Genomic DNA, 25,022 nt, shown 5'->3' with positions numbered 1-25,022 from the left:
GCCCTGCCACGAATCAGGCGTCATCTTTTTCGCAGTTGATCAGCCAGGAAACACCAAAGCGATCGACCAGCGAGCCGAAGCGCACTGCCCAGAACGTTTGCGCCAGCGGCATTTCCACCGTGCCCTGTTCAGACAACGCATCAAATATCCGCTGCGCCTCGCTAATGCTCACGACATTGAGCGTGATCGAGCAGCCTTTCATGCCAGAAAATGGTTCTGCCGACGCGGTATCTGACGCCATTAGCAGCTGGCCATCAACCTCAAGGCAGACATGCATCACCCGATCCAGAAACGGCTCGGGCATCTCTGCACATTCAGGGGTTTCGCGGTAGCGCATCAGCGCCTTGATTTCGCCCTTGAGGACCTTGGCATACAACTGAAACGCCGCTTCTGCCTGGCCATCAAACATCAGGTAGGGATTTATTTTCATGATCGACTCCCGCCAATTAAGGCGCTCACCTAATCTGCCAGTCGCGCCCGCAACTGGGCTTCCTGCTCACGCAGAGGATCATCGAAAGCCGCGCCGAAATCATCGTCTTCAAGGATCTGGCGAATTTCGATGTCACTGTCACTGATCATCGGGTTTGGGCAGCGCTTGACCCACTCGATCGCCTCATCCAATGAGTCGACGCGAAAAATCCAGAAGCCCGCGACCAGATCATTTGGCGAGCCGAATGGCCCATGAACCACCTCGCGGGAAGCACCACTGAAACGCACACGGGCACCATGCCGGCTGGCTTTCAATCCCTCACCCGAGACCAGCACACCGGCCTCGACCAACGCCTCGTTGTACCGACCCATTTCGGTGAGAAGCTCGCGAGTGGGCATGATGCCCGCCTCGGTTTCAGGGCTCGCCTTGACCATAACCATAAAGCGCATAATCAAACTCCATCCGGGTATTCGATATTGCTACCAACAGCACGGGCCGCCCATGACACAAAGCAACTGAAGAGTTGATAGCCAAGGATAAAATTCTAGTCATAAAAAAACACCCGGCGAGTGCACGGGTGTTTTTTAGATAGATGGCCAGAGTGTTGGCGATCAGGGCGCCTCAGCTTCTGCCTGAACTTCTACCTTGCGGATATCGAACCCGCCTTTGTTTTCACTGACGATGCGAAACTCCTGGGACTGGCCTTTCTCGACCCGCACCTTGAGTTCGCGCTCAAGACGGCCGTTGTTGCAGAGGAACTCGCCCTGCTCGTCGATGGCGATGCCGAGGATGTGATTGCCGGGCGAAACATTGAACCGTGCGGATTCGCCTACGGCAATGCGCGCGGCGACGCTGCGGTCAACCTTGACCGCAATGTAGCAGCCACCGCCCATGAAACCGTAATCCCGATTGACCACCAGCTCACCGGTGTTCTCCCCCGGCTCCTGAAACGCGAGGAAGCGATCTTCAGCAATAGGCTTGACCTTCTCGGCGGGAACAGATGAACAACCAACCATAACGAATGGCAACAACATCGCAACGATCAAGCGCATATAAATCCTCCATGAGTGAGATACAGCTGGCCAACACTATGCCACTACTGCGAGACGCGGCTCAATCAAAGCTGGCGCATCTGTAACAAGCCGTTGCAATCAACCAGCGAACTTGCAAAGCGGCTTTGCACTTCGCTAGTCCAGCAAGCGTAACGCCTCGGCGCTGCTTTGGCTGACCTGAGCCCAGTCGCCCTGCGCTATCCACTCTTTATTCAACATCCAGGTTCCGCCCACACACATGACATTTGGCTGCTCGATATAGCTGCGAACATTGGCCGGGCTCACGCCCCCTGTCGGACAAAAGCGCGCGGCGGCGAAAGGCCCGCCCAACGACTTGAGCGCCGCCACGCCGCCGCATACCTCCGCCGGAAAAAGCTTGAAGCGCCGATAGCCAAGACCGTAACCGAGCATCAACTCAGAGGCCGTGGCGATGCCTGGCAGCAATGGCACGGCACTGTGCATCGCGAACTTGAGCACCTCTTCAGTCGAGCCCGGCGTGACGATAAATTGCGCGCCCGCCTGCTCGGCGGCACTAAAGGTGGCGGCGTCCAGCACCGTGCCGGCGCCAACACACAACTCCGGGCGCTGCTTACGCAGCAACTCGATAGCGGCCAGGCCGTGTTCGGAGCGCAGCGTCACTTCCAGCACCGTCAAACCGCCTGCGGCCAAGGCATCGGCCAGCGGCAGAATATCGGCTTCACGGGCAATCGTGATCACCGGCATGATCCGCGCCTGCGCGCAGATCTGATCAAGCCGGGCAGTCTTTTCAGCCATGTGCTGCTGCAACTGTTGTTCGGTCATAGACATGGAGGCGAATCCTTAGCCCTGCGGGCTCCAGTAAATTTGCAGTGGGGGCCGCATGAAAGCGCGCACGGGCATGGCAGAAGTAGCGTCAAGGTCACTGACGACCTGTTGCAAGGTGTCGAGTTTGCCGGCTCCCTGCACCGCGAGGAACTGCGCATTGGCCGACGCCAGCAATGCATAGGTCATGCTGATGCGCTGATGCGGCACACCCGGCGCCAGCATCGGCACGCAGCGCATGGTGTTGCCTGGCTGCAGGGCTTCATCGAGCTGAGGATTACCGGCAAACAGCGACGCACAATGGCCGTCATCGCCCATGCCCAGCACCAGCACATCAATCGGCGGCAAGTACGCCAGCGCCTCATCAGCCAACTTTGCAGCCGCCTGTAACGTGGCCCCGCCATGATAGAGCCCGACAAAACGCGCCGCCGCGCATGGACCTTGAAGCAGATGCTTGCGCAGCAGGCCTTCGTTGCTGTCCGGATGGGTGACCGGCACCCAACGCTCATCCGCCAGACTGATAACGACCTTGGCCCAATCCAGCGGTTGTGTCGCCAATGCTTCAAAGAAGGCAATCGGGCTGCGCCCGCCAGACACCACCAGCGTTGCCACGCCACGCGCCACAATAGCCTGGCGCAAGACATCGGCGACGTTGTGCGCCAGCGAAGTTGCCAATTGCTGAGGCTTTTTCAAACAATGAGCGATCACGCCTTCAGGCAACGCCAGCTCAGAGATCGCCATACCAGGACCTCCCGTCTCGGGCTATCAGATTAATCGAAGCCATTGGCCCCCAAGTTCCAGCTGCGTAAGGTTTGGGTGTATCACCGAGCTTGTTCCAGCCGGCGACCAACTGATCACACCATTGCCAGGCATGTTCAATCTCGTCTTTGCGAACAAACAGATTCTGGTTGCCGCGCATCACTTCCAGCAACAAGCGCTCGTACGCATCCGGAATCCGCGCACTCGGATAGGTGTCGGAAAAACTCAACTGCAGAGGCCCGCTGCGCAGCTGCATGCCCTTATCCAGACCTTGATCCTTGGTCATCACTTGCAACGAGATACCTTCATCCGGTTGCAAGCGAATGATCAGCCGGTTGCTGATCAGTGCACGCTGTTCTGGCGCGAAAATGTAGTGCGGCGGCTCTTTGAAATGGATGACAATTTGCGAGAGCTTTTCCTGCATGCGCTTGCCGGTACGCAAGTAGAACGGCACGCCCGACCAGCGCCAGTTGCGAATATCTGCGCGCAGCGCAACAAAGGTTTCGGTGTTGCTGTGCGCGTTGGCGTTGTCTTCTTCCAGATAGCCGGGCACGGTTTTGTTGCCCAAGGTTCCGCCAATGTATTGGCCACGGACCACGCGCTGGCTCAGCTGTTCGGGGCTGATGGATTCAAGCGCCTTGAGCACCTTGACCTTCTCGTCACGAATGCTGTCTGCCGAGAGGTCGCTCGGCGGGTCCATGGCGATCAGACAAAGCAATTGCAGCAGATGATTCTGAATCATGTCGCGCAACTGCCCGGCCTTGTCGAAGTAACCCCAACGCCCTTCGATGCCCACCTTCTCGGCCACGGTGATTTCCACGTGGGAGATATGATTCTGGTTCCACTGGGTCTCGAACAGGCTATTGGCAAACCGCAGAGCAATCAGGTTTTGCACGGTCTCTTTGCCGAGGTAATGGTCTATCCGGTAAACCTGCGTCTCGGCAAAATACTGCGCCACGGCTTCGTTGACCGCGCGTGATGATTGCAGGTCATGGCCAATCGGCTTCTCCAGCACCACGCGGGTAATGTCAGCCAAGCCCAGGCGCGCCAGATTGGCGCAGATGCCGCCGTAAACAGCGGCAGGCGTGGCGAAGTAGGCAATCACCTGGCGGGCATCACGGGTGGCATCGGCGAAGGCGCGGTAATCATCCTCAACCAGAAAGTCCATGCGCAAATAGCGCAGGCGCGCCTCGAACCGTGCCATTACCGCATCATCATGTTCATTGGCCGGCACGTATTGGCGCAGTGCATCACTGATCAGCCCAAGGTAATGCTGCGGTTCTCCGGCATCACGGGCCAGCGCCAGAATCTGCGTGTCGCTGTTAAGCAACCCCGCCCGATCCAACTGGTAAAGCGCCGGATACAGCTTGCGGAGCGCAAGGTCACCCAGCGCACCAAACAGCGCGAAGGTGCAGCAGTCAACCGTAATGCTAGGCATGATGTTAGTTCTTTTAACAATGAAACCTAGATTTAACCGCTACGACTGATTTTTTCAAGGACTAATGTAGTAATAAAAACAACATATCTCAGCTACACTAGGTTGATGTGGCCGCAACGCATGGGCGCCAGTACGATAGCCCTGCACTTTATCGACCGAATAAGGAATAAAAATGGATCGTGCGCGTAATCTTCTGGAGCAAATCCAGGGCCGCCTCGACACGCTGAGCAAGGCGGAACGCAAGGTCGCCGAAGTCATTTTGCGCAACCCGCAGCAGGCCACTCGCCTGAGCATAGCTGCGCTGGCGCAAACCGCTGAGGTCAGCGAACCGACAGTCAATCGCTTCTGCCGCTCGTTCGGGGTTAACGGCTATCCGGAACTGAAAATGCAACTGGCCCAAAGCCTCGCCAGCGGCGCGGCTTATGTCAGCCGTGCAGTCGAGGCCAGTGACGGACCGGATGCCTACACCCGCAAGATTTTTGGCAGTGCGATCGCCTCACTCGACAGCGCCTGCCAGTCACTTGATCCGCAGCTGATCAGTCGCGCAGTGGACATGATGATCCAGGCCCGGCAGATTCATTTTTTCGGCCTCGGCGCCTCGGCACCTGTCGCACTCGACGCGCAGCACAAATTCTTCCGCTTCAATCTGGCAGTCAGCGCCCACGCCGACGTGCTGATGCAGCGCATGCTGGCGTCGGTCGCACACACCGGTGAGCTGTTCGTGATTATTTCCTACACCGGGCGCACCCGCGAACTGGTCGAAGTCGCACGCATTGCCCGTCAAAACGGCGCATCGGTGCTGGCGCTTACCGCAGCCGGTTCACCACTGGCCAAAGCCAGCTCCCTGAGCGTGGACATTCCCCTGCCGGAAGACACCGACATCTACATGCCGATGACCTCGCGCATCATCCAGCTGACCGTTCTTGATGTGCTGGCGACGGGCGTAACCCTGCGCCGTGGCGTGGATTTCCAGCCGCACCTGCGCAAGATCAAGGAGAGCCTCAACGACAGTCGCTATCCGGTCGACAGCGACATCGACTAACCGGCCTGCTGCAACGCCACACCCGCGCCCAACAAGCCCGGGTATGGCGCGGTTACCAGCCACACCGGAACATCCGCCAGATAATCCCCCATCGCACCTTTGTCGGCGAAGGCGGCCGCAAAGCCGCTGCGCACGAAAAAGTCGGCGAATTTCGGCACCATCCCGCCAACGATATATACGCCACCGCGCGCGCCCAAACTCAACGCATGGTTTCCCGCCACGCGGCCCAGCCACACGCAGAACTGCTCCAGCGCATTTGTTGCCAGCGATTCGCCCTGCAACGCCGCCGCACAGATTTGCGCGGCATTTGCGTGTTGCGCCGGCTGACCATTGCGCTGACAAACCACCGCGTACAGCGCCAGCAACCCTGCGCCGCTCAATACATCTTCGGCCTGCACAGCCCCAAATTGCCGGTGCAGCAGCAACCAAAGCTCAGCCTCGGACTCACTGCCAATCGGCAAGTCGACATGCCCGCCCTCACCCGGCAACGCCTGCCACTCGCCTGCGCCTTTAGGCAACAGATTGGCCGCGCCCAAGCCTGTACCCGGACCAATAACCACAACCGGGCGATCAGCCTGCGCATGACCAGCGCGCACCGCCAGCCGCTCATTCGGCTCGAGCAACGTAACGCCGAGCGCGGTGGCGGCGAAGTCGTTAATCAGCAATAACCGCTCGATGTGCAGCGCCCGGCAAAAGGCTGCGCGGTTGATTCGCCAGTGGTTATTGGTGAACTGAAAGTCGCCGTCGCTCACGGGTCCGGCGCAAGCCAGGCACACGGCACTGCCCGCACCCAGAGACAAACCAGCTCGCTCACAATAAGCCGCAAGTGCAGACTCGGGACTGGAGTAATCCGCTGTCGCCAGTACCTCGATCTGCTCAAGGCCGTTGTCGCGCCACACGGCGAAACGCGCATGCGTGCCGCCAATGTCGCCGACAATTGCCACTGTCACTTTAGCGACTCCAGACTCTGAGTGAAGGCGCTGGCACCCTGCTCGGCGGTACTAAATGAGTGACGCATAAAGGCGAACAGTTCACGGCCGCAACCGACGCCGTTGTCCTGCAGGCCTGGCGCATTTTCACGGGCGGCCAATTCGTCATCGCTGAGCAACACGCTCAGCTCTCCGGTCAGGCCGTTGAGGCGGATAATGTCGCCATCGCGCACACGTGCCAGCGGGCCGCCATCAAAGGCTTCGGGACACACATGAATGGCCGCCGGAATCTTGCCCGACGCACCGGACATGCGCCCGTCTGTTACCAGCGCCACTTTGAAGCCGCGATCTTGCAGCACACCGAGAAACGGCGTCATCTTGTGCAACTCGGGCATGCCGTTCGAGCGCGGGCCCTGAAAACGCATCACCGCGACCACGTCGCAATCCAGCTCACCGGCCTTGAACGCATCGGCCAAGGCTTGTTGATCCTGAAACACCCTGGCCGGCGCCTCGACAACCTGATGCTCCAGCGCCACCGCAGAGACCTTCATCACGCCACGGCCGAGATTGCCCTCCATCACCCGCAATCCGCCTTCAGGCGAGAACGGGTTAGCTACCGGCCGCAGCACGCTTTCGTCGTAACTCTTGCTCGGCCCGTCACGCCACACCAGTTCACCGTCCTGCAGGAACGGCTCTTGGGTATAGCGGCGTAAACCGTACCCGGCAACTGTGTTGACGTTGTCATGCAGCAAGCCGGCATCAAGCAACTGAGCAATCAAAAACGCCATGCCGCCTGCGGCCTGGAAGTGATTGATATCGGATTTACCATTAGGATAAACATGCGCCAGCGTCGGCACCACCGCCGACAAGTCGGCCATGTCCTGCCATGTCAGTTGTATGCCTGCTGCCCGGGCAATCGCCGGTAAATGCAGGGTGTGATTGGTCGAGCCGCCAGTCGCGCTAAGGGCCACAATGGCATTGACCAGACAGCGCTCATCAACAATCTCGGCCAGCGGCGTGAACTGCCCGCCCTGTTTGGTCAGTTGGGTTATCTGCCGCGTCGCAGCGACCGTCAACGCATCACGCAGCGGCGTATTCGGGTTTATGAACGAGGCGCCGGGCAAGTGCAGCCCCATCACTTCCATCAGCAATTGATTGGTGTTGGCCGTGCCGTAAAAGGTGCACGTGCCGGGGCTGTGATAAGCACTCATTTCAGCTTCGAGCAGTTCATCACGGCTGGCTTTGCCCTCGGCATAGCGCTGGCGCACGTCGGCTTTTTCCTTGTTCGACAGTCCCGAAGGCATCGGGCCAGCAGGAATGAACAGGGTTGGCAGATGACCGAAACGCAGCGCGCCCATCATCAGGCCCGGCACGATCTTGTCGCAAATACCCAGATACAGCGCGGCATCAAACATGTTGTGCGACAGCGCCACGGCCGTCGACATGGCAATCACTTCGCGACTGGCGATGCCCAGTTCCATGCCGGGCTCACCCTGGGTGACGCCATCACACATCGCCGGTACGCCACCGGCAAACTGGCCGACAGAGCCGACATCGCGCAGCGCCCGCTTAATCTGCTCGGGGTAATCCTTGTACGGCTGATGCGCCGAGAGCATGTCGTTGTAAGCCGAAATGATCGCCACGTTGGCGGCATTCATCAGGCGCAGCGATTGCTTGTCTTCCGCGCCGCAACCGGCCACACCATGGGCGAAGTTGGCGCACTGCAACTTGCCACGCTGCGGACCGTCACTGGCCGCCGCCGCAATCATCGCCATGTAGCGTTCGCGGGTGGCGCGACTGCGCTCAATCAGACGGTCTGTTACCTCGATAACACGGGGATGCATGATATTGACTCCGGGCTCGTGATAAGCCGCATTAGTAACATCTAACAAAATAATGCGTTTAATAACGCCTTGATTTCTATTTAAACAGGAGTAATTTTGGTTTTCCAACAACAAAACCAAAAACGGACAAGCTTATGACGCTGCGTATCGCTATCAATGGTTTTGGTCGAATTGGCCGTAACGTCCTGCGCGCGCTGTATACGCAGGATTACCGCCAGCATCTGCAAGTCGTTGCCATCAACGACCTCGGCGAAAGTGCCATCAATGCCCACCTGCTCAAGCACGACAGCGTACATGGCCTGTTCGATGCGAGCATTGAATACGATGAACACAGTATTAGCGTAAACGGTGACCGCATCGCTGTCAGTGCAATTGCCGATCCCGGGCAATTGCCGTGGCAAAAACTCCAGGTCGATGTGGTGTTCGAATGCAGCGGATTATTCACCGAACGCAGCAAGGCTGCCGCCCACCTCAAGGCCGGCGCCAACAAGGTGATTATCTCGGCGCCCGCCAAGGGCGCTGACGCAACCGTGGTATTCGGGGTGAACCACGACATTCTGCGCGCCGAGCACCAGATTATTTCCAGCGCGTCCTGCACCACCAACTGCCTGGCCCCTGTCGCGCAAGTGCTGCATCGCGAACTGGGCATCGAAAATGGCCTGATGACCACCATTCACGCCTACACCAACGACCAGAACCTGACCGATGTGTATCACCGCGACCCTTATCGCGCCCGCTCAGCCACTCAATCGATGACTCCCAGCAAGACGGGCGCTGCCGAAGCCGTAGGCCTGGTGCTGCCGGAGCTGGCCGGCAAGTTGACGGGCATGGCGGTGCGCGTGCCGGTGATCAATGTGTCGCTGGTGGACCTGACCCTGAATGTTCAACGCCAGACCAGTCGCGATGAGGTCAATGCGATGATGCTTGCCGCCAGCGAACAATCATCTGTACTCGGCTATAACAGCCTGCCGTTGGTGTCATGCGACTTTAATCACAACCCACTGTCATCGATATTCGACGCCAACCACACGCGTGTCAGCGGCAACCTGCTCAAAGTAATGGCTTGGTACGACAACGAATGGGCGTTCTCCAACCGCATGCTCGATAACTGCATTGCCCTGTGCGCGGCACGCTGACTGGCGCTTGCAGCGATAAACCGCAGGGTCATTTGGCCTTCACTTGCCTCTGCGCCAAGTGAAGGCCAGACTGCCTCGCTTAGCTATCCAGCTGCAATGGCTCGATACAGCAAGCGCGATTGTCCAGCGCCTCAAGCAGTCGGCAATGCTGCGCCTCATGGCTTTCACAGCCCTCAAGCTTGGCCAACTCGGCACGCATACGTTGCAAGTCGCGGACACGTTCATCTATCGCCGCAATGTGCTCACGCACCAGCTTGTCGGCAGCCTCGCATGAGCGATGCGGTTGGCTGGCCAAGCCGAGCAAGGTGCGAATTTCGTCGAGACTGAATCCCAGCTCACGACCACGGCGAATAAAGCGCACGCGGTCTACATCCACCGGCTGATAGTGACGATAGCCGGAAGCGCTGCGGTGCGGTTCCGGCAACAGGCCGCTACGCTCATAGAAGCGGATAGTTTCAAGGTTAACGCCACTTTCGCGGCTCAGCGCGCTGATGGTAAATGGCTTACTCACCTATTGACTCCGTAGTGACTACAGGGTTTAGCGTAGCGCTCATTACCTGACAGGAGAAGCAAAATGTCTGCAAATTGCTGCGCTCATACACCGCAAACACCACCGGACAAGGGCTACCGGAAAATCCTCTGGCTGGCATTGATCATCAACTTCGCCATGTTCGTGGTCGAGATTGCCAGCGGTTTCCAGGCCGGCTCGGTGTCGCTTTTGGCTGACTCACTGGACTTCCTCGGCGACGCCGCCAACTACGGCATCAGCCTTTGGGTACTCGGCATGGCCGTTGTGTGGCGCGCCAAAGCCTCGCTGTTCAAAGCGTTCTCGATGTTGGTGTTCGGTTGCGGCGTATTGATTGTGGCCGTGTGGCACGCGGTCAATGGCGTGGTGCCTGAAGCGCAAACCATGGGCGTGATCGGCACGCTGGCGTTAGTTGCCAACCTGCTGACGGCAGCGCTGCTTTACGCCTACCGTGAGGGCGACAGCAACATGCGCAGCGTTTGGCTGTGCACCCGCAACGATGCCATCGGCAACATTGCCGTCTTGATTGCCGCATTGGGTGTATTCGGCACCGGCAGCGCCTGGCCTGACCTGATTGTTGCCAGCATCATGGCCAGCCTGGCCATCAGCGCCGCGTATCAAGTCACCCGCCAGGCACGTGATGAACTGCAGGCAGAGACGCACAGCCACTGAGCGCCCTGACACCAGCGGCGCAGAATCGGCGCGATCATCACCTGACCATATGACTGCTCAGGTAATCGATGAAACAGGTGATCCGCGCCGCCAATGCCGTGTTGCGGTAATACACGGCATTGATTGGCTGCATCGATTCGAGCGTGTCCTGCGCGCAAACCTGCACCAGATTACCCAGCGCGCAATCCGCTGCGGTCATGAAGTCCGACAGGCACACGATGCCGTTCCCAGCTAAGCCCAACTGGCGGATTGTCTCGCCACTTGAGGCATAGAGGCTGGGGTTGATCATCCAGCCATCACCCTGCGCATGGCGCAGCGGCCACAGGTTAAGGCTTTCTGGCTGAGTAAAGCCGATCAGGCAATGCTGCCTCAGCGCATCGACCGTTTCGGGCACGCCGGCCCGCTGTAAGTACGCAGGACTTGCCAGCACGCGCCGCTGGCTGCTGCCAAGCGGCCTGGCGTGCAGGGTCGAGTCACGCAACGGGCCAATACGTATCGCCACATCGGTGCGCTGCTCAAGCAGATCGATAATCTGATCGCTGCTATTGAGCTCCAACTCGATATCCGGATACAACGCGCGGAATCCGTCAACCAGCGGCACCACGACATGCAGCATAAACGGCGACGCCGCATTAACCCGCAACCGTCCGGCCGGCTTTTGTCTGCGCAGGGCCATCTGTTCTTCGGCCTCTTCCACCGAGGCGATGATCTTGCGCGCTTGCAGCAGAAATGCCTGCCCCTCCTCGGTGATTTCCAGCCGCCGGGTGGTGCGCCGCAACAGGGTTACATCGAGTTTTTCTTCAAGCCGACTGAGCGCCCGGCTAACGGCAGATGCAGTTTGTTCCAGCAACTCTGCAGCCGCACTGATAGAGCCGCAGTCAATGACCGCAACGTAGGCTTGTAATTCATCAAGGGTCGATTTCATTGCTGAACTTTAATCAAAAATGGCGGCGCAAAACAGCTCTGTTCACGCATGAATCCTCAGAGCCAACGCCGGTCACCGACGTGCTCTGCCGTGATTAAAAATCGACTTTTCCGCGGCCGGCTTTGATCGCCCCGCGCTTGGTCTTGCCCTCAAGCCGGCGCTTCTTGGAGCCCAGTGTCGGCCTGGTCGGGCGCCGGGCTTTTTCGGTTTTAGCCGCACTGCGGATCAACTCAAGCAGACGCTCCAGTGCATCCGCACGGTTTTGTTCCTGCGTGCGGTATTGCTGCGCCTTGATAATGATCAAACCGCTCGCGGTAATGCGACTGTCGCGCAGCGCCAGCAAGCGCTCCTTGTAGAACGGCGGCAATGACGAGGCCTGAATATCGAAGCGCAAATGCATGGCGCTCGACACCTTGTTGACGTTTTGCCCGCCCGCACCCTGAGCGCGGATAGCCGTAAGCTCGACCTCATCGTCTGGCAAATGAACGCTATTTGAGACTTCCAGCATGCTCGCAATTCTTGATAAATGAGCTGCAAGCATAACCCGACTCGCACCCGGGCTGGGTTTAAGCCTGAGCCCGGTAAATTTTAATCACGTTTTTTCAGTGCCACCACGTAGGCGCTTAGGCTAATTTAGGCCAATTGCCTCATCTCCATCGCAAGGTTGAATCATGGACTCACTGACTCAAGTGGTGCTCGGCGCCGGCATTCAGGGCGCCCTGCTCGGTCGCTGGCAAGGCCGTAAAGCCCTGCTCTATGGCGGACTGCTCGGCACGCTGCCGGACATGGACGTGCTGATCGACTACGGCGATGCAGTAGCAGACATGACCTATCACCGCGGCTTCAGCCATTCACTGTTGGTATTGAGCGCCGTGGCAATAGTGCTGACGCTGTTGATACGACGCTTTGCACCCAACCCCGGCTATTCGGGTAAACGCCTGCTGTTAACCCTGTGGCTGGTGCTCGCCACCCATCCATTGCTCGACAGCTTCACCAGTTATGGCACCCAATTGTTCTGGCCGCTGACACCGACGCCCACTGCCTGGTCGAGCATATTCATCATCGACCCGCTGTACACCTTGCCATTGTTGGCCGCGATGGCGCTTGGCCTGATTTACGGCCTGAAGGGCAGATTCGCCAAGGCACCCGCCATCGCGCTGGCACTATCGACGGCGTATCTGGCCAGCACTGTGGTGGGTAAAGACGTTGCCGAACACCGGGTCGAAGCACAACTGGCGAAACAGGGAATCCAAGCTGAGCAGATATTCAGCTCGCCCACGCCGTTCAATAGCCTGCTCTGGCGGGTGATGGTGCTCGATGGCGATGATTACTATGAAGCGTTGTCCGGCTGGTTTGACCATAGCCCGCCTGTACTCGAACGGATTTCACGCGGCACACAACTGGCAGAAGCCCTCAAGGATTCACCCGCACATGCGCGACTGGCCTGGTTTACCGATGGTCTGTTGCGCTACGACCGTATTGACGGCCACCGAATGGTCGGCCACCGTCTTGACGGCCACCGTGGTGACGCCCACCGCCTTGACGGCCACCGAATGGTCGGCCAGCGTGGTGACTCCCGAACTGATAGCAACTTAGCGGCTGATGGACTGAGCGATGATAGGCAGAAAGAGGCTGAAAGTTATTTGATCGTCACTGATTTGCGCTTGGGCATGACCGGGTTTCATCCTTTCCGCTTCGACTTTGCTCACTGGCAAAACGGCCAGTGGCAATTGCAAAGTGCGGTTGAGCGTTGGCCGGTCGCCCGGGGCGATCTGGATCGCCTGGAACTGCTCTGGACCCGCATCTGGCACCCTGAGACGCCGGTGCCCTTGGCGGCATGGGCCAGCGAGTTGGCCAAGCCGCTAATCAGCCAAACCCGCTAAACCAAGCGCCACTCGGCAGCACTTGTGCGCAGGCTCGAACAACAAGCCTGCGCACAATGATTTAAGCCGTACGGAATTGGCGAACCAGATTCTGCAACTCAAGCCCAAGGCGCGCCAACTCGGCGCTGGAGGCTGCGGTTTGTTCGCTCGCGGTGGCGCTCTGCTCGCCAATGTCGCGCACCCGAGTCACGCTTTCGCTGATGTTTTCCGCCACGCTGCTTTGCTCTTCAGCGGCCGCCGCGATTTGCTGGTTCATCTGCTCGATAGTGCTGACAGACAAAGTGATGCGGCCCAGCGCATTACCCGCATCAAGGGCAAGATCAACCGTGCGCCGCGTCAGCTTCAAGCTGCTGCCCATTTGTTCCGCAGCGCCCTTGGCCATGTCTTGCAGCCCGGCGATCAGGGTTTCGATCTCTTCGGTTGAGGTGCGCGCACGTTGCGCCAAGGCCCGCACCTCATCTGCCACTACCGCAAAACCACGGCCTTGCTCACCTGCCCGCGCCGCCTCAATCGCGGCGTTGAGCGCCAGCAGGTTGGTTTGCTCGGCAACCGAACGAATCACCTCAAGCACGCTGCCAATGCGCTCGCTCTCAAGATTAAGCGCTTCAATGGCCTGTGCCGACTGCTCAACTTCGCCCGCCAGGCTGTGTATCTGCGAAACCGCCTCCTGCACCACGCTATTGCCCTGCTGCGCCTCACTGTCGGCCTCGCGAGCAGCCAGAGAAGCTTGATCGGCGTTCTGAGCGACTTCCTGCACAGTGGCGGCCATCTGGTGCATGGCCGTTGCCGTCTGTTCGGTTTCAAGTTTCTGTTGCTGTACGCCAACGCTGGTCTGCGCGGTAATCGTCGAAAGCTGCTCTGCGGCAGCAGCAATCTGGCTGACACCACCGCCAATGTGCCCGATCAAATTGCGCAGGCTCAGGGTCATACGCTGCATGGCCGACATCAACTGACCGACTTCATCGGCCCGCTCGCAGACGATGTCACGGCTCAGGTCACCGGCAGCGATCTGCTCGGCAAAGGTGACAGCCTGGCGCAACGGCGCGACAATCGAGCGGGTGATCAGCAAGGCTGCAATTACCCCGATCAGCACCGCAGCGGCGGCCATGCCGATCAGCGCCAGCAACGCCTGTTGGCGAATGCTCTGCATGCTTGCAGCTTCCGCCACCTTGGCCTGATCAACCAGCGCCAGCACTGCATGCGCAGCCTCAAGCATGGTGGCCTCGGCTGCATTGCCATCGCTGACCACTTGCATGTAGTTATTGAAGGCCTGCTGATACACCTTCAGCGCCTGCAAGGCTTTATCGATCGAGGTCTTTTGATCATCATCGAGCCAGATCATCAGGTTGCGCGCGACCGTTTCCAGGTCTTCATTGGTGTACTTCCAGTCGCGCAGGGCGTCGGCCGAACCATCAATGATGTACAGGTTCTCATTGCTGCGCAGGTCGAGCATGCGCTTGCTCAACCCCGATGCTGTCTCCGCCAGCGTTAATGGATCACTGCCTTTTAATTTGTCGCCTTCAAGGCGCAGTTCACGCACGGCGTCGTACATTTCGAACTCGATCATTTCGAACTGATCACGCGCCTCGCCCGCCGCACTGCTCATTTGTTCGCGCGCCTGGCGCGCTTTGTCGGTCAGCGCCACAAACTGATCGAACTGCTGGCGATACTGCTCTAAAGCAGTGCCCATGGCTTCCAACTGGGCGCTGTTGTGGCCATCATCGCGGCTCAGTTGCTCATCCAGCAGACCCTTGACCACGTCGAACTGATCGCGGGTCCGCGATGCCGTATCGGCGGTTTGTTTCAGCGCATAATCACCCTCGAAACGCAGTGCATTGAGCACTGCCACGTCGATCGCACTGAAACGGTTGACCTGCTCATGTCGCCCGGCAACAGCCTCTACCGCCCAATAGCCCGTCAGCGCCACCGCCGCCGTTAACAGCAACACGACGGTAAACCCGCCGAGCAGTTTTTTGCCGACGGCAAAGTTGCTAAATACGCGGGAAACAGGCAACAGCATAGAATCACTCCATTATCGTTATTCACTGCACCGGCGGGCCTCGCGACAGCCCGGGCAGCAGCAGTATTTGTTGGACGATTGCGATAGCAAGCCTTATGCCATCACTCCTTGTCCTAATCATCGACGCCTCTGGCGCGCAAGATTGATCAGCAATGCGTGCAGATCGTCTTATATCCAAAGTGTTATATCGGCAAGTTCACGCTGAGCTTAACCTTAAATTTGGCAGGTTCCCGCCACTTAACCGCAGGTTGATGCCGACCTTGGCGCTTGAATCGCAGGCATAAAAAAAGCGCACGGCTCGCGCCGTACGCTTTTTTCTTTGCTGCCCGGAGGTGTTAACGACCGGCCAGAACAGGCACCACGCGCGGCCACATGACCTCGCCGAGGATGGTCAGCAGGCCAATCGCACCAGCGATCCAATACCAGCCGGCAATCGGATCAAAGCCCAGCCAGCCAAGGGCATTGAGGAACACGATCATGATCAGCACCGGCGATACGTAGCGCACCATGAACAACCACAGCGCGTAGCCGAATGGCGGCAAGTCGAGCTCTTCACGCATGATCTCGTCACGCAGTGCGTAGCCCGCCAGCAACACGATGAAGATCCCGCCCAGCGGCATCATCCAGCGCGATGTCAGGTAGTCCAGCCAGTCGAAGAAGTTCTTGCCCATCGGCGTCCAGCCGGCCATGAGGTTGAACGACAGCATCGCCAGCATGCTGATGACCAGCAACACCGCACCCGAAACCAGCGCAGCCTTGATCCGGCTAATCCCGTGCTTCTCGTTGAGGTAGGCAACCGTTGCTTCGATCATCGAGATGGCTGAAGTCAGCGCTGCGATCGACACCATGGCGAAGAACAGAACGCCGAACACGGTGCCCATTGGCATTTGCTGGAAGGCCAGCGGCAGGCTCATAAAGATCAGGCCCGGCCCGGCGCTCGGGCTCATGCCGTTGGCGAAAATGATCGGGAAAATTGCCAGACCCGCCAGCAGCGCCACAGCAGTGTCGCAGATGGCCACCATGAACGTGGTGCGGGCAATGGACTGACCATCCGGGATGTATGAGCCGTAAGTGAGGATCGCACCCGAGGCCAGGCTCAGGGTGAAGAACGCGTGGCCCAATGCCGCCAGCAATGCTTCACCGGTGATTTTCGAGGCATCAAAGGTGAACAGGAAGTCGAAGCCGGCCGAGAAGCTGCCGCTGCTGTAGGCATACCCCACCAGCGCGACCAGCATTACCGCGAGGCCCGGCATCATCCAGCGAACCGAGTTCTCGATGCCCTTCTGCACGCCCTTGGCGACGATCCACAGGGTTAGCAATGCAACCAGCACACTCCAACCGCCCAACTGCCAAGGATTGGCGTTGTGCGCCTCGAATGCAGCGCCGAGCGCTTCAACACTGGTGGCTGCCAGCGAGCCGTCGAGCATTTTCCAGGTGTAGGCAAACGCCCAACCCGCGACGACCACGTAGAAGCACAAGATCATGAAGCCTGCGAGCATGGCCATGCCGCCTACGGCTTTCCACAACGGGTTACCGGCGTTTTCTTTGACCACGCGGCCAATGGCGTCGATCGGGCTGCCGCGACCACGGCGACCAATGGCGATCTCGGTCATCATGACCGGAATACCGATGGCCAGAATACAGGCAAGGTACATCAGCACGAAGGCGCCGCCGCCGTACTCGCCTGTGATATAGGGGAATTTCCAGATGTTACCCAGCCCTACCGCAGAGCCAGTTGCCGCAAGGATAAAGCCCCAGCGTGAGAGCCAGAGGTTTTTAGGTGTAGCTCGGGTCATACGTCACCTGTTGTTTTTATCTGTGACGGAATCGAACCCGCCGCACTCGTGGTGCGACGGAATGTAGAGGGCCCGGACAAACGCGCCTTCACGTTGCGCTGGGGAGCGCAACAATGGCTGCTAAACGTTTGCATGTGGCGCCCCGCAAGGTCGGATAAACCTTATTCTGCGTCGGGTTGCACCTCGGGAGCCGCCTGTTTAAAGGCATCGAGAGCTTCACAACGCGCCGTCATGGCAAGAATGCGTGGGTACGCATCGAGGTCACAGTTAAAACGGCGCGCATTGTACACCTGTGGGATCAAACAGGCTTCGAAAAATCCGGGACGCTGACCAAGTGACAATTTGCCATCAAAGACCGCCAGCCCCGCCTCTACCGCTTTGAAGCCGGTGTGCAGCCAATGTTGATACCACGCGGTTTTCTGCTCATCACTGACATCCAGCTCGCCAGACAGATAACGCAACACCCGCAGATTGTTCAGCGGATGCATCTCGCAGGCGATGTGCAGCGCCAGCGCCCGCACCTGCGCCCGCGCAGCAGGCTCGGCAGGCAGCAAGGCCGGCACCGGATAGACTTCTTCGAGGTACTCCAGAATCGCCAGCGACTGCGCGATGCGCACATCACCGTCAACCAACAACGGCAGCAATGCCTGCGGATTGAGCGTCTGATACTCGGGGCTTAATTGCTGGCCGCCATCACGAACCAGGTGAACCGGCAATTGCCGGTAACCCAAACCCTTGAGATTAAGCGCAATCCGCACCCTGTACGCCGCGCTGGAGCGCCAGTAGGAATAGAGCGTCAGCTCATGGCTCATAGCGTTCTACAGCCTGATCAATAGCGCCAAACAGACTGTGGCCCGCCGCATCGAACATTTCGATACGGACCCGATCACCGAACTTGAGGAACGGTGTTTTAGCTTCGCCCTGCTCGATGATTTCAAGCATGCGCTTCTCGGCAAGACAAGAAGACCCCGCGCTGCGGTCGTAGTTGGAAACGGTGCCCGAACCAATGATCGTACCACTGCCCAGCGGCCGGCTTTTCGCGGCATGCGCCACCAGCGTTGGGAAATTGAAGGTCATGTCGGTACCGGCATCCGGCTGGCCGAATAACTGACCGTTGATGTGCGACACCAATGGCCGCTGCACCTTGCCGTCTTTCCAGCTATCGCCCAGCTCATCAGGGGTAATTGCCACCGGCGAGAAGCTCGATGACGGCTTGCTCTGATAAAAACCGAAGCCCTTGGCCAGTTCTCCGGGAATCAGATTGCGCAGCGAAACATCGTTGACCAGCATCAGCAGCTTGATGTGACTCGCAGCATCGGCCGAGTTGACGCCCATCGGCACGTCATCGGTAATCACGGCGAGTTCGGCCTCAAGGTCGATCCCCCAGGCTTCATCTGCCATGCGAATAGGGCTGTGTGGTGGGATGAAGGCATCGCTGCCGCCCTGATACATCAACGGATCGTGCCAGAAGCTCTCAGGCATTTCGGCGCCACGGGCTTTACGCACCAACTCCACGTGATTCACATAGGCACTGCCATCGGCCCAATGAAAGGCGCGCGGCAACGGGCTGTGGCACACCGATTGGTCAAAGGCAAAGGCGTCCGCCTCAAGGCCATCGTTGAGGCGCTGATACACCGCATCCAGCGGAGCACGGAGATTGGCCCAATCATCCAGCGCAGCTTGCAGGGAGGGGGCAATGGCAGGCACTTTTATCGCGCGGGTGAGGTCCCGCGAGACCACCACCAGAATGCCGTCACGGCCTTGTTGCAGAGAGGCAAGTTTCATCTAAACGACCTTATCAAGAAGTTTGTGCGGTTTTGCCGGAGCAACCAGCTAAAACCGCAGGTTAAGCCTTGCGATTGGCCAGCGGCTCAATCGGCAGAAATCACACCGCGACGCAGTTGGTCTTCTTCAATCGATTCGAACAGCGCCTTGAAGTTGCCTTCACCAAAGCCCTGATTGCCCTTGCGCTGGATGATCTCGAAGAAAATCGGCCCAATCACGGTATTGGTGAAAATCTGCAACAGAATGCCGTCATCGCCAGGCGCGCCGTCGATCAGCAGGTTCAGCTCGCGAAGTACCTCTGTTGGCTCACCGTGGCCGGCGACACGGGTATCAACCTTGTCGTAGTAAGTGCCCGGGGTTTGCATGAAATCGACGCCGTTGGCGCGCAATTGGCGCACGGTGGCGTAGATATCTTCAGTGCTCAGGGCAATGTGCTGGATGCCTTCGCCCTGATATTCACGGATGAATTCTTCGATCTGCGACTTGTCGTCCGCCGATTCGTTGATCGGGATACGGATCTTGCCGCACGGCGCAGTCATCGCACGCGAGAGCAAACCGGTGAGCTTGCCTTCGATGTCGAAGTAGCGAATTTCACGGAAGTTGGCGATGCGCTCGTAAAAGCCGGACCAGACATCCATCTGCCCGCGCTTAACGTTATGAGTCAGGTGGTCGAGGGTTTGCAGGCCCACCGCATTGTCGTTGGGCGAGCGACCTTCGATGTATTCAAAGTCAACGTCGTAGATGGTTTTATCGCCATAACGGTCAACCAGATACAGCAACGAGCCACCGATCCCTTCAACACACGGAATGTTCAGTTCGCCGAAGTTGGCGTGGCTGCCGACCAGTTTCGCGCCTTGCGCTTCTACATAGGCGGCTGCTTGGGCGGCGTTCTCGACACGAAATGCCATGGCGCAGGCGCTTGGGCCATGCTTGAGGCCGAATTCGCGCACATGCCCGGTCGGGCTGCCGTTAAGGACGAAATTGATGTCATTCTGCTGGAACAGGAAAACCTGCTTGGAACGGTGCTTGGCCGTTTCAGTGAAACCCATGGCGACAAACAGTTCACGCAACTGCTGAATGCCTTCCGGCGTTGGGGCGGTGTATTCGACAAACTCGAAGCCGTCGGTACCAATCGGGTTGTGCTGGGCAATTTTGCTCACGGCGTTCATTTCGCCTCCTTTTATTGTTGTCAGGGTCGCCCGCCGCTGTTCTGTGGCGAACGGGAATGTGCCCATATCACTCCCTAAACCCTGCGCAAACAAGCGCCCCTAAACGCCGAAAACAATGGTTTACGCCGCCCGCGCGTAAATTTTTCATTACACCCCGACTCCCGCTCAAAACCACCGCGATAGACGCCACCAGCGCGTAACAAATTCGTTACAGAGCGGTTCAGGAAGCTGCCAGTCGCAAACAATTCGCGCCTACGCGCAAATTCCGCCAGCCACTAGAACCCAGCACTCAAAAAAGCCCGCGGCCGAAAAATAAATAAGCTAAATCGAACCGAGTCCACAACTTCGGCCAATACCGAGTGATAACAAAAGCTACACCTGAGATAAACAACTCAAGGCGCAGTAGGGACATCATCGGACGACAAGTAGTGGCACGGAGTTACCCGCCAACCCTAAAGCCCGACAGTAATAACGATAGCCAGCCAGGCATAATAAATAGGTGAGTCGTGAATACAATTAAGAGCGTCCGAAATACATTTTTTATACTACTTGCCAGCGCTACTCTGATGGGCCAGGCATCGGCCGGGAGCATCTCTTTCAGAGGCGCGATTACCGAGCCGACCTGCCAGGCGAACTTGAATGACTCCAACATCGATTTCGACAAGTGCCCTAACGCGGCGCATAGCGCCCACTTCGAGCTTCAAACCTTGAGCAATGTCAAAGCCAATACCCGCGACACATCCAGCCCATCTCACCCGCTGGCCTTGCAAGACCTGCAAGCGCCCTCAGCCGAGCGTACCGATAACGGTTATTTCTCTGCGCGGTATAAACTCAACCTGGCAGCCAATAGCCGGGATGCTTACGTAGTGTTTGTTAATTACAACTAACTGATAGCCAATAGCCACTTCATAAACTAAAACGGCCACTTTCGAGTGGCCGTTTTAGTTTATGCGTCAGTCATTAAAATTCATTCATTACCGGTCAGTATTTCCAACTGCGTGGTAATAACCGGATCACTTTCCAGGGTTTTATGAACCGGGCACAAATCTGCGATTCTGAGCATGTTCTGCTTGTCCTCCTCGGTCAGTTCTGCGCCCTCGAAGCGGATGAACCGGCTGATACGCTCGATCTTGCCCTCACGCCCTTCGCACTGATCGCAATCGTCGGCATGCACGCGGTCATGTACCAGACGCACATCGACATCCTCCAGCGGGATCTTCTTGCGTGCGGCGTACATGCGAATAGTCATCGAGGTACAGGCGCCTAATCCCATCAACAGCAGGTTGTAGGGTGTCGGACCCAAATCTGAGCCACCAAAATCCTTCGGCTCATCGGCCACCAGCGCATGCGTGCGGCTGTACAGACCGCGCAGAAACTTCTTGTCGAGTTCGGTAACGAGCACATGGCCGTCATCCAGATGATTGCCTGCATGCTCCTCGGTTGGCACCTCGATATAACGCGCCGCCCACGCCGCCAGGGTTTTAGCCACGTAGACAGCGTCCGCCTTGTTGCTTAACAGGTGATCGGCCTTATCCAGCGAGACGTAACTCTTGGGGTGCTTGGCGGCGCCGAAAATAGCGCCCGCCTCGGCGACCGGAACAATGCTGTCGACCGGCGAATGAAAAACGATCAATGGCCGGCGCAACTTGGCGATGTGCTGCAGATCGACGTATTGATCAAGGTCTTCAATCAGTTGCTGCTTGATCGAGAACTCACGCAGGCCGATTTTCACCGTCGCCTGCCCTTCGGCGGCGATTTTATCTTTGGAGGTTTCAAACAGGTGCTGCACGTGGTGCGCAGTCGAAGGTGCGGCAATGGTCGCAACGGCCTTGATCGACTCGATTTGCGCAACTGCGGCAAGCACTGCTGCACCGCCCAAGCTATGACCGATAATCAGCTGTGGCGCCTGATACTCGGTCGCCAGCAGGTTGGCGGCCGCAACCAGGTCTTCAATGTTGGAGGTGAAGTTGCTGTTGGCGAAATCGCCGTCACTGTTACCAAGGCCGGTGAAATCGAAGCGCAGGACCGCAATGCCATTATCGGCCAGCTCACGGCTGATTCGAGTCGCGGCGGCGATATCCTTGCCACACGTAAAGCAGTGGGCGAACAGCGCGTAATACTCGATACGGCGGTGGTTTTCCGGGAGTTCGAGCAAGCCGGCGAGCATTTGTCCATTGCTGCCGGGAAATTCCACTTTCTTACGATTCATGTCAGGCATCCTTAGCTTTCATGCGGACTCGGCCGTGCGCCAACCTTAGCTGGCAGGAGCAACCCCGCTCGCGAAAAAATTTGCGTCCATAGCCTAAACGACGATAGCGCGTTGCGTGGGCGTGAACAGCAAAATACCAGACGAAGCGTAGGGCTTTTTGACGCAAGCGTGCTGAGATTAGCCAGAAGCCAACAGATTAATGCTGAAGATGGCCATAAAGCTGAGCGTAGAGACCACCTTCGGCGATCAATTGCTGATGGCCGCCGTCCTCGGCGATTGTGCCGCCATCAAATACCAGCACGCGGTCGGCCTGTTTCACGGCAGACAGGCGATGCGCAATGATCAGCGTGGTACGACCTTGCAGAAACTGCGCGAGTGCCTGATGCAGGGCGTATTCGGTCGCCGCATCCAAGGCTGATGTGGCCTCGTCGAGCACCACCACTTTAGGTTCGGCCAAGACCATGCGCGCAACAGCAAGGCGCTGGCGCTGACCACCGGACAAACGCACACCCGAACGCCCGACCACACTCTCAAGCCCGACCGGCAGCTGGCGAATGGTGTGGGCCAACTGAGCAATTTCCAGCGCTCGCCAGCAGGCTTCATCGCTGCGCTCACGGCCCATGCACAGATTGGCGCGAATGGTGTCGTTGAACAGGGCGGGATGTTGCAGCACCACCGCCACGTTATCGCGAACAGTCGCCAGACCGATTTCCTGCTGGCTGCTGCCGCCAAAGCGGATAGTGCCCGCTTGCGGGGTATAGAGGCCAAGCAGCAATTGCACCAGCGTGCTCTTGCCGCCACCACTGGCACCGACGATGGCGACTTTCTCGCCTGGCGCAATACTCAGATTGAGGTTATTGAGCACCGGCTCATCGTTGTACGAGAACTTCAGGTCATTGATCTCGATGCCCACGGTATCACGGCCCTTGAACGGATCAACGCCGCCCGGGTATTGCGGCTCATCGGCGCGGGCGAGCAATTCATTGATCCGCGAGAGCGCGCCGCTGGCGGCATAAAACGCGTATTGCAAACTCAGCAGCTGCTCCACCGGGCCGATCATGAACCACAGGTAACTGAACACGGCGAGCATCTGACCAATCGACAGGTCAGAGAACAATACCGTGAGCATCGCGGCGGCGCGGAACACGTCGATACCGAACTGAAACAGCAAGCCACTGGCGCGATTCGACGCATCGGTGCGCCACTGTGAAGCCACGGCAAAGTCACGAACCTCGCGGGCACGAACGCTCAGGCGGCCCCAGAAGTAACCCTGACGGTTACCCGCGCGTATCTCCTGAATCGCTTCAAGGGTTTCGGTCAAGGCTTGGGTGAAACGCGAAGTGCTGTCGTTTTCGAGCCGCTTCAGGTGTTTGACCCGCTTACCCAGCAACACGGTGGCGTAGATCACCAGCGGATTGAACAGCAAAATTAGCAACGCCAACTGCCAGTGCATCCACAGCAGAATCGCCGAAGTACCGGCGAGCGTGAGCATGGCGACGAGGAAGCGGCTAAGCGTCTCGCCTACAAATTTGTCCAGCGTATCGAGGTCGGTGACCAGATGCGTGGTAACCGTACCGCCGCCAAGGCTTTCATATTCACTCAGGGAAATACGTTTAAGGCGCTCGATCAGGCGCACGCGGATACGGTAGACGATGTCTTTCGATAAGCGCCCGAACAGGCGCGCCTGGATGACGTTGAAAATCAATGCGCCGCCGCGCAACATCAAGGTAACGACCAGCATCAAACCGATATAGCCGACAGCCGTGTGCAGGCTGTCGGGCAGGAAGTGATTCATCACCTTGAGCGCGCTGTCGCCATCCTTGAGCAGGACCTCATCGACCAGCAGGGGCAACAGCAACGGAATGGGCACACTGCACAGCGTGGCGAATATGGCCACCAGATTGGCCAGTATCAGGGCCTTCTTGTGATGCAGGGCCAGACGCCGAATTTCCGCCCAACTCAGGCGGTCAGGCATTGACGGAACGCTCCAGCCAGCGCGCCAGCAGCGGCGCAAGGGTTTCCAGCGGCTGATAACCGTTGGTCAACAACGCCAACTGGCCATCGCGCTGGGCCAGCAGGGTCGGGAATCCGGCGATGCCCAAGTCCAGCGCCCAACTGAAATCTTCCGCGGTGGCCGCACGCTGCGCCGCACTGTCGTAGGCATCGGCGAATGCACTGCGCGACAGCCCGGCGGCTTCGGCAAGTTCAAGCAGAACCTGAACCTGTGTTACATCGCGGCCTTCAACATAAAACGCCTGCTGGATTGACTTAACCAAGCGCCAGGCGCCCTGCGGCGAGAGCGAGCGCGCGGTCACCAGCGCACGGCACACGGTTTCGGTGTCGTAGACAAAGCCTTCTGGCAGCGCACCCTCGAACTTGAACGGCTGGCCGGTAGCGTTTGCGACCGCCTGCCAGTGTTCAAGAATGTAGCGTCGGGTTGAAGGGGCGAGGATGGCATTGTTGCCCGTACGTAAGCCCCCTGCGATCAAGTGCAAGTCGACGCCTGCTGCCTGCGCCTGCTGCGACAGCGCTTCCACTACCGGAGCAAATCCCCAGCACCAGGAGCACATCGGGTCCATCACGTACAGCAGGCGGGTTTGCATGGC

General features: G+C 58.3%; 24 protein-coding genes and 1 pseudogene. 5 read left to right on the top strand and 20 right to left on the bottom strand.

Going from position 1 to position 25,022, the window contains the following annotated elements:
* Window positions 1-13: 13 nt before the first annotated feature.
* The 6 genes from PMYSY11_RS09315 to zwf all read right to left on the bottom strand — a co-directional run bounded on the left by PMYSY11_RS09315 (window position 14) and on the right by zwf (window position 4,480).
* Entirely contained in the window at window positions 14-430 is a 417-nt protein-coding gene (locus PMYSY11_RS09315; protein ID WP_150548990.1) for a VOC family protein, read from the bottom strand.
* Window positions 431-459: 29 nt separating this feature from the next.
* On the bottom strand, window positions 460-879 hold the full coding sequence (locus PMYSY11_RS09310) for a YciI family protein (protein WP_090515300.1): 420 nt from the start codon (window positions 877-879) through the stop codon (window positions 460-462).
* A gap of 162 nt (window positions 880-1,041) precedes the next feature.
* Window positions 1,042-1,482: a 3-isopropylmalate dehydratase gene (locus PMYSY11_RS09305; RefSeq protein ID WP_150548989.1), complete on the bottom strand. Its 441-nt coding sequence runs from the start codon at window positions 1,480-1,482 to the stop codon at window positions 1,042-1,044.
* A 135-nt stretch (window positions 1,483-1,617) separates the two neighbouring features.
* The gene (locus tag PMYSY11_RS09300) at window positions 1,618-2,289 is read right to left on the bottom strand and encodes a bifunctional 4-hydroxy-2-oxoglutarate aldolase/2-dehydro-3-deoxy-phosphogluconate aldolase (RefSeq protein ID WP_239655565.1); all 672 of its coding nucleotides are present in this window, start codon (window positions 2,287-2,289) and stop codon (window positions 1,618-1,620) included.
* Between the two features lie 12 nt (window positions 2,290-2,301).
* Window positions 2,302-3,024: a 6-phosphogluconolactonase gene (gene pgl / locus PMYSY11_RS09295; RefSeq protein ID WP_150548988.1), complete on the bottom strand. Its 723-nt coding sequence runs from the start codon at window positions 3,022-3,024 to the stop codon at window positions 2,302-2,304.
* On the bottom strand, window positions 3,011-4,480 hold the full coding sequence (gene zwf, locus PMYSY11_RS09290; protein ID WP_150548987.1) for a glucose-6-phosphate dehydrogenase: 1,470 nt from the start codon (window positions 4,478-4,480) through the stop codon (window positions 3,011-3,013). Before zwf ends, pgl begins: the two co-directional genes overlap by 14 nt.
* 172 nt (window positions 4,481-4,652) lie before the next feature.
* On the opposite strand from zwf, the gene PMYSY11_RS09285 reads away from it, so the two are divergent.
* Window positions 4,653-5,522, top strand: coding sequence for a MurR/RpiR family transcriptional regulator (locus PMYSY11_RS09285; RefSeq protein ID WP_069900448.1), 870 nt, complete (start codon window positions 4,653-4,655; stop codon window positions 5,520-5,522).
* Here PMYSY11_RS09285 and PMYSY11_RS09280 read toward each other — a convergent pair.
* Window positions 5,519-6,472, bottom strand: a complete 954-nt coding sequence (locus PMYSY11_RS09280; RefSeq protein ID WP_150548986.1) for a glucokinase — start codon at window positions 6,470-6,472, stop codon at window positions 5,519-5,521. The two genes, PMYSY11_RS09285 and PMYSY11_RS09280, sit on opposite strands and share 4 nt — an antisense overlap.
* Window positions 6,469-8,295 (bottom strand): phosphogluconate dehydratase, encoded by a 1,827-nt coding sequence (gene edd, locus PMYSY11_RS09275; RefSeq protein ID WP_150548985.1) that lies wholly within the window; start codon window positions 8,293-8,295, stop codon window positions 6,469-6,471. Before edd ends, PMYSY11_RS09280 begins: the two co-directional genes overlap by 4 nt.
* A gap of 134 nt (window positions 8,296-8,429) precedes the next feature.
* Here edd and gap point away from each other — a divergent pair, with 134 nt between their 5' ends.
* The gene (gap, locus tag PMYSY11_RS09270; RefSeq protein ID WP_150548984.1) at window positions 8,430-9,431 is read left to right on the top strand and encodes a type I glyceraldehyde-3-phosphate dehydrogenase; all 1,002 of its coding nucleotides are present in this window, start codon (window positions 8,430-8,432) and stop codon (window positions 9,429-9,431) included.
* 79 nt (window positions 9,432-9,510) lie between these two features.
* On the opposite strand, the gene PMYSY11_RS09265 is transcribed toward gap, so the two are convergent.
* Window positions 9,511-9,942, bottom strand: a complete 432-nt coding sequence (locus PMYSY11_RS09265) for a MerR family transcriptional regulator (protein ID WP_069900452.1) — start codon at window positions 9,940-9,942, stop codon at window positions 9,511-9,513.
* Window positions 9,943-10,005: 63 nt separating this feature from the next.
* On the opposite strand from PMYSY11_RS09265, the gene PMYSY11_RS09260 reads away from it, so the two are divergent.
* A complete protein-coding gene (locus tag PMYSY11_RS09260; protein WP_150548983.1) occupies window positions 10,006-10,629 on the top strand; it encodes a cation efflux transmembrane domain-containing protein in 624 nt (207 codons plus the stop codon).
* A 37-nt stretch (window positions 10,630-10,666) separates the two neighbouring features.
* Here PMYSY11_RS09260 and PMYSY11_RS09255 read toward each other — a convergent pair whose 3' ends face one another.
* A complete protein-coding gene (locus tag PMYSY11_RS09255) occupies window positions 10,667-11,554 on the bottom strand; it encodes a LysR family transcriptional regulator (RefSeq protein ID WP_150548982.1) in 888 nt (295 codons plus the stop codon).
* A gap of 94 nt (window positions 11,555-11,648) precedes the next feature.
* Window positions 11,649-12,062 carry an alternative ribosome rescue aminoacyl-tRNA hydrolase ArfB gene (arfB, locus tag PMYSY11_RS09250; RefSeq protein WP_090515313.1) on the bottom strand — a complete coding sequence of 138 codons (414 nt, stop codon included), beginning with the start codon at window positions 12,060-12,062 and terminating at the stop codon, window positions 11,649-11,651.
* A 163-nt stretch (window positions 12,063-12,225) separates the two neighbouring features.
* On the opposite strand from arfB, the gene PMYSY11_RS09245 reads away from it, so the two are divergent.
* Window positions 12,226-13,437 carry a metal-dependent hydrolase gene (locus PMYSY11_RS09245; RefSeq protein WP_239655564.1) on the top strand — a complete coding sequence of 404 codons (1,212 nt, stop codon included), beginning with the start codon at window positions 12,226-12,228 and terminating at the stop codon, window positions 13,435-13,437.
* Between the two features lie 61 nt (window positions 13,438-13,498).
* Here the strand turns inward: PMYSY11_RS09245 and PMYSY11_RS22125 are convergent, their stop codons facing one another.
* The 6 genes and pseudogenes from PMYSY11_RS22125 to hppD all read right to left on the bottom strand — a co-directional run bounded on the left by PMYSY11_RS22125 (window position 13,499) and on the right by hppD (window position 20,207).
* Window positions 13,499-14,365: a methyl-accepting chemotaxis protein gene (locus PMYSY11_RS22125; protein ID WP_420830080.1), complete on the bottom strand. Its 867-nt coding sequence runs from the start codon at window positions 14,363-14,365 to the stop codon at window positions 13,499-13,501.
* Window positions 14,360-14,545 (bottom strand): annotated as a pseudogene (locus tag PMYSY11_RS22120) (HAMP domain-containing protein); the annotation flags it as partial. The gene PMYSY11_RS22125 and the pseudogene PMYSY11_RS22120, both read right to left, overlap by 6 nt.
* A 1,247-nt stretch (window positions 14,546-15,792) precedes the next feature.
* Entirely contained in the window at window positions 15,793-17,253 is a 1,461-nt protein-coding gene (locus PMYSY11_RS09230; protein WP_150548980.1) for a sodium-dependent transporter, read from the bottom strand.
* 161 nt (window positions 17,254-17,414) lie between these two features.
* Window positions 17,415-18,065: a maleylacetoacetate isomerase gene (gene maiA / locus PMYSY11_RS09225; protein WP_150548979.1), complete on the bottom strand. Its 651-nt coding sequence runs from the start codon at window positions 18,063-18,065 to the stop codon at window positions 17,415-17,417.
* Window positions 18,055-19,038 carry a fumarylacetoacetate hydrolase family protein gene (locus PMYSY11_RS09220; RefSeq protein WP_150548978.1) on the bottom strand — a complete coding sequence of 328 codons (984 nt, stop codon included), beginning with the start codon at window positions 19,036-19,038 and terminating at the stop codon, window positions 18,055-18,057. The genes maiA and PMYSY11_RS09220 overlap by 11 nt, the downstream gene beginning before the upstream one ends.
* Window positions 19,039-19,124: 86 nt before the next feature.
* Entirely contained in the window at window positions 19,125-20,207 is a 1,083-nt protein-coding gene (hppD, locus tag PMYSY11_RS09215) for a 4-hydroxyphenylpyruvate dioxygenase (protein ID WP_069900461.1), read from the bottom strand.
* Window positions 20,208-20,842: 635 nt separating this feature from the next.
* Here hppD and PMYSY11_RS09210 point away from each other — a divergent pair.
* On the top strand, window positions 20,843-21,094 hold the full coding sequence (locus tag PMYSY11_RS09210) for a hypothetical protein (protein WP_150548977.1): 252 nt from the start codon (window positions 20,843-20,845) through the stop codon (window positions 21,092-21,094).
* Between the two features lie 80 nt (window positions 21,095-21,174).
* Here PMYSY11_RS09210 and PMYSY11_RS09205 read toward each other — a convergent pair whose 3' ends face one another.
* From PMYSY11_RS09205 to PMYSY11_RS09195, 3 genes are all read right to left on the bottom strand, one after another.
* Window positions 21,175-22,416 (bottom strand): bifunctional alpha/beta hydrolase/OsmC family protein, encoded by a 1,242-nt coding sequence (locus PMYSY11_RS09205; RefSeq protein ID WP_150548976.1) that lies wholly within the window; start codon window positions 22,414-22,416, stop codon window positions 21,175-21,177.
* A 196-nt stretch (window positions 22,417-22,612) separates the two neighbouring features.
* The gene (locus PMYSY11_RS09200) at window positions 22,613-24,391 is read right to left on the bottom strand and encodes an ABC transporter ATP-binding protein (protein WP_150548975.1); all 1,779 of its coding nucleotides are present in this window, start codon (window positions 24,389-24,391) and stop codon (window positions 22,613-22,615) included.
* Window positions 24,384-25,019 carry a DsbA family protein gene (locus tag PMYSY11_RS09195; RefSeq protein ID WP_150548974.1) on the bottom strand — a complete coding sequence of 212 codons (636 nt, stop codon included), beginning with the start codon at window positions 25,017-25,019 and terminating at the stop codon, window positions 24,384-24,386. The genes PMYSY11_RS09200 and PMYSY11_RS09195 overlap by 8 nt, the downstream gene beginning before the upstream one ends.
* Window positions 25,020-25,022: the final 3 nt, after the last annotated feature.

Origin of the sequence: Pseudomonas marincola (assembly GCF_900682675.2) — a bacterium.
GTDB lineage: Bacteria > Pseudomonadota > Gammaproteobacteria > Pseudomonadales > Pseudomonadaceae > Aquipseudomonas > Aquipseudomonas marincola.
This window is presented reverse-complemented; position numbering and strand designations above follow the sequence as displayed.